Here is a 4,182-nt window from a genome sequence, read left to right on the forward strand (position 1 = left end):
GAGAACAGCACCTCAAAGGGATCCGGGCGATCTCAAATCGCCATCAAACGGCAATCCGCCAAGGTGAGGTGCGGCCAGGCCTCTTCGAGCTTCTAGCTACGCAACATACGACTACCTGGATACATTAACCTGCTTCAGAATCGACGCGATGGCTTGGGCGATGGCATCGCTTTTTGTCTTCCTTTTCAGGGTCCCACTCTCGCCCAAAGGCTCAACGATCCACGATCCATCAGCCTGATAAACGATAGTGGGAAGTGGTATTGCGGGATGGTGAACGACACTCGTTTCCCCGCAGTCGATTTGCCGAATGTAGTCAGATCGATCGACAATTGTCGTCGACTCATCCGAGAAAACGCTGGAGACCGCAGACGTCTTTGATTTGGACTTCGCATTCGCCTTTCGACTGGACGTTTTTCGCTTCGCTGTACGTGTTTTCTTCGAGACGTTCGGTTTCAGTCCCGCCTCTCTTGCCGCCGCCTCTAAATTTTTTCTCCCATCTTTGACCTCCTCGGCGAGTTCAGGGTTGCGAGTTTTGAGTTTCTCCGCAAGGAGCAGTTCATTACGAGGAACCTGCTCCTCTTTTGCGACTTTCTCGATGGCTTTCGGTGTTCGGCGACTGTACTTTTCGTTGGTCGCATTCTTTGCGCCCACCGTAGGAGCTGCCCGACGATTTCGTCGTCCCCTTTTTGCACCTTCAGCCTTCCTGGTTTTAGCTTTCTCCCGTGCATCTTCTAGTTTCCGAAGAGCAAACATGACTCTTTGGTCGCGTGTGAGGTGCCGCCGGGCATAGTTGGAATTCGCAATCGCGTCGGCAGAGGCAGCGGTAACCTGGATGTTATCTTCGGTGAGTTCAATACCGAGAAGGTAGCAGGCACTGAGTCTATTCCGGCCATCGAGCAACAATCCGTTGGCATCGACAACAACGGGGTGAAGTAGACCGTGCATGCGAATTTCCTCGACTAGGTTGGCCATGCATGCGGCTAGAGTCTTTCCCCCCTCCCTACGAGCGTCTGCCTAGCGGTCAGACGGATTGCAGACACCGCCTTTTCCGCCAAGTGAGTGAGTCTCAGCCGACATTCTACAAGCGATGCCAAGTGACGTCTCTCCTGAGTCATAAGCCCGCATTATTCACCAAGAATTTGTTGAATAGAGAAACCATCGCGTGAACCACTGCGTTTAACGGTTAACCACAACCAACTCAAACGCAGTAAGGAATCACGCGATGGGTGAACACCAAGGTAACCTTTTCGAGCCCTAATTCAATCGCTCCGTGAAGGTTCAGTCGACCGATCATCGAATCACCTCTCATGCCGGCGTCATCATGCTTCGCGATGCCGAACATCGACTTGGCCTCTTCGACGCAATCGCAAGGATGTCCGCGACCCCAGACGCGAAGATCGCATACGCTATCGCATCGATGAACTAATTCGTGAGCGTGTGTTTGCCATGGCTTTGGGCTGTTCTGCTCAGGACGATGTCGACCGGTTGGCTCATGACCCCGCGTTCCGCGTCGCCGTCTGGAACCGCACCGGCGATGCCGTCGCCGACGAGCGATTGGCAAGCCAACCCACTCAGTCCCGCTTGATCGGCATCCTGACCGGGCAAGCGTGCAACTTGGAAGCGGTCCGAAACGGATTGGCCCAAAGCGTCCAGCGACACGTCATCGCTTCGGGAGGCCGCCGCGTCAAACAGGCCACCGTCGACATCGACAGCTTTCCAATCGAAGTTCACGGCAAGCAGCATGGAGCGGGCTACAACGGCTACTACAAGAAAACGGTTTACCATCCGCTGGTCGCGAGCTTGAGCGTTCGCGGTGACTACGACAGCACGCACCAGGGCAATCGACTGGGTAACGGCTTCATTCACGCCACGCTTCGCCAAGGCCAAGTCCACACCGCCGACGGCATGAAGCGTTTTGTTGATAAGACCGACGACCACGCCCACTCGATCGCACAGCACGTTGATTACCGACTCGATGCGGGCTACACGATTGGCAGCGTGATGGACGAACTGAGTTCGAAAAACAGGCGTTTTGTCGGGCGATTGAAGTCCAACACGAAACTCGACGCCTTGGCCGCCGAGCACATCCATCGTCCACCAGGGCGGCCACCGCAGAACGGGTACGAGTACACCGTTGAGCTTGGGAACTATCAGGTCGACTCGTGGAAGCATGCCCAACGATTGCTCCTCGTTGTGGTCGATCAGCCTGATCCTACGACGGGTCAATTGAACTTGATGCCGCGCTGGTTCTTCTTGGTGACCAATTGGGAGGAGGAATCCCGCGATGCTGACACGCTGCTCACTCACTATCGAAAGCGAGGTAAGTTCGAGGACCGGCTTGGTGAGTTCAACGAATCGATCGGCGTTCACTTGTCTTCGCAAGGATTCAAGGCGAATGAGGCGACGATGCTACTTGCGTTGTTGGCTTTCAATCTCAACACGATCTGTCGAGGCGAGCTTGAAGATGCGGTCGGTGGTGGTTGGGACATGCGGCGGTTCGTCGGGTCCGTGCTGAAGGTTGGACTGGCGGACGTAGCCGAGGCAACAACGGTAGCCCTCATCGTCGAGGAGCTTGGTTTCACCGAGTCCGACGCCCCTGGCCGCGTACGATCGATTGAGTGCCCCACCGGACCACCACTTGGATCGATCGATAGTGATGACAAGTGGTCGACGGAGGATTTTGACACGGACGAATTTGGCGAGTTTCTCTAGCGGTCTCATCGGGTTCTTTCGGATGAGTGTTCTCTAACGGGGATTGATCCCCGTTCTCGATGGACGGTCAGATGGCGGTGGCAAGGTGGTTGAGCATGAACTCGATGTCCTGGAAGTACCGGACGTTGTTCGGAGTGAAGTTGACATCGGCGTAGGCGAACCTGGAGTCGTTCTCGGTGGTGAATAGACCGGCACCGAAATGGTTTAGCCGAACAGAAACGCTGGTACCACCTGTGATGACAAAGGTGTAGTTGGTGGGGATGTGAGTGAGAGGGAAGGCCCACGACCACCGGATGTAGTTGGTGGACTCCCGAAGTAGAGGAGGAGTCGTGAGCTCAGTCGAGAGTGCGTAGAACCAGCTGGCCATCTTCATTGAGGCATTCCATCGTTTCGCACTCTTTGTTTTTGCCATGACGAAACTGATCTGCGGGTTGTAGTCCTCATGGAAGTTAAAGAGGTTGTTGATCCTGTCGTCCAGATAGAGTTCGCCTATGTCCTGAGTAGAAGGACGCCAGACATGACGAAGGAGATCACGAGGGTACTGGTACTTTTCAGTAGCCATATCAGTAGCCATAGAGAGTGAGTTCCTTGAGTAAGAGGGTGTTAAAAAGGGTGGTTTAGGGGGTGGTGAGAGGTGAAAACAAAAGTGCGCACGGGATTTGAAGAGAGGGCAAACGCGTTTTTCCCGTGTTTTACGGGGTCAACGCGTTTGCGGAGGGGCCAAAAAGGGCTTTTTCGTGGACCCAGGTAACTGGCGGGTATAATAAATGTCAGGGAGGTTTTTCTCGGCCCGTTTTCAGAGGGCTTTCAGTTGCATCTCCGACGGGGATTAATCCCCGTTTACAGAACCCGGCGGAACACGTTCCAGCCGAACGCACTGTCGTACTGTGCGATGAACTCGTGGGACAGATCCTTCGCACTGAACCCATGCGGTAGGTCTCCGATAGCAACTCCCTGCATCCCCATTCGCCGATACAGCTTCTTCGGAGTGAGATCCGCTTTCTCGACCAGATCATGAAAGTCAAGAATCTGTTCCGGAGTCCATGACTCCTTGAGGGGCCGTGACACGTAGGTGCAGGATCGGAGTGCCGCCTGTGTGGTCAAGTCACGTAGAACGTTTGGCCAGAAGTGGCCGAGCCTCGCCTCCTTTTGGAAGTCGTCGATCTTTTCCTTTTCCTTCTTCCGAAGTCGTTGTGGTCGCGACCGCAGTACTTCTTCCGATCCGGTCCATCTGGCTTCACTCGCCTCGCGAGTCTTCCGCCAGATATCCTTCACCTTGGTCGTGACTGATGACTTACTTGCCTCGCGGGGCGTGACGATCATCAAGTGCATGTGAGCTTGCGGTGTTTGGAAGTCGTCGAACACAGGGTGTATCGACGAAAGCGCCGGGCCCATGGTGATTTTCAATCTGCTCCTGAATAGCTTGTCATCGGTACCTCGCGACAACAGACGCTCGATGTCATTGTTTCG

General features: G+C 54.7%; 4 protein-coding genes and 1 pseudogene. 1 reads left to right on the top strand and 4 read right to left on the bottom strand.

Going from position 1 to position 4,182, the window contains the following annotated elements:
- Positions 1 to 111: 111 nt before the first annotated feature.
- Together RSSM_RS31400 and RSSM_RS33535 are read right to left on the bottom strand one after the other, a co-directional pair.
- Positions 112 to 945 carry a hypothetical protein gene (locus tag RSSM_RS31400; RefSeq protein ID WP_144059475.1) on the bottom strand — a complete coding sequence of 278 codons (834 nt, stop codon included), beginning with the start codon at positions 943 to 945 and terminating at the stop codon, positions 112 to 114.
- A 253-nt stretch (positions 946 to 1,198) separates the two neighbouring features.
- Positions 1,199 to 1,342, bottom strand: a complete 144-nt coding sequence (locus RSSM_RS33535; RefSeq protein WP_008673585.1) for a hypothetical protein — start codon at positions 1,340 to 1,342, stop codon at positions 1,199 to 1,201.
- Between the two features lie 38 nt (positions 1,343 to 1,380).
- Here RSSM_RS33535 and RSSM_RS01145 point away from each other — a divergent pair.
- Positions 1,381 to 2,712: pseudogene (locus RSSM_RS01145) on the top strand (IS1380 family transposase); the annotation flags it as partial.
- 67 nt (positions 2,713 to 2,779) lie between these two features.
- Here the strand turns inward: RSSM_RS01145 and RSSM_RS01150 are convergent.
- Entirely contained in the window at positions 2,780 to 3,286 is a 507-nt protein-coding gene (locus tag RSSM_RS01150; RefSeq protein WP_044300478.1) for a hypothetical protein, read from the bottom strand.
- Positions 3,287 to 3,552: 266 nt separating this feature from the next.
- Positions 3,553 to 4,182 (bottom strand): hypothetical protein (locus RSSM_RS01155; protein WP_236620867.1); only part of this gene is annotated, 630 nt, incomplete at its 5' end.

Origin of the sequence: Aporhodopirellula sallentina SM41 (genome assembly GCF_000346505.1) — a bacterium.
Taxonomy (GTDB): domain Bacteria; phylum Planctomycetota; class Planctomycetia; order Pirellulales; family Pirellulaceae; genus Rhodopirellula; species Rhodopirellula sallentina.

Bases quoted from the DNA above. Each gene is read 5' to 3' on its own strand.
- RSSM_RS33535 (WP_008673585.1), bottom strand. From the start codon at position 1,342: ATGTTCGGCATCGCGAAGCATGATGACGCCGGCATGAGAGGTGATTCG.
- RSSM_RS01150 (WP_044300478.1), bottom strand. From the start codon at position 3,286: ATGGCTACTGATATGGCTACTGAAAAGTACCAGTACCCTCGTGATCTC.
- RSSM_RS31400 (WP_144059475.1), bottom strand. From the start codon at position 945: ATGCACGGTCTACTTCACCCCGTTGTTGTCGATGCCAACGGATTGTTG.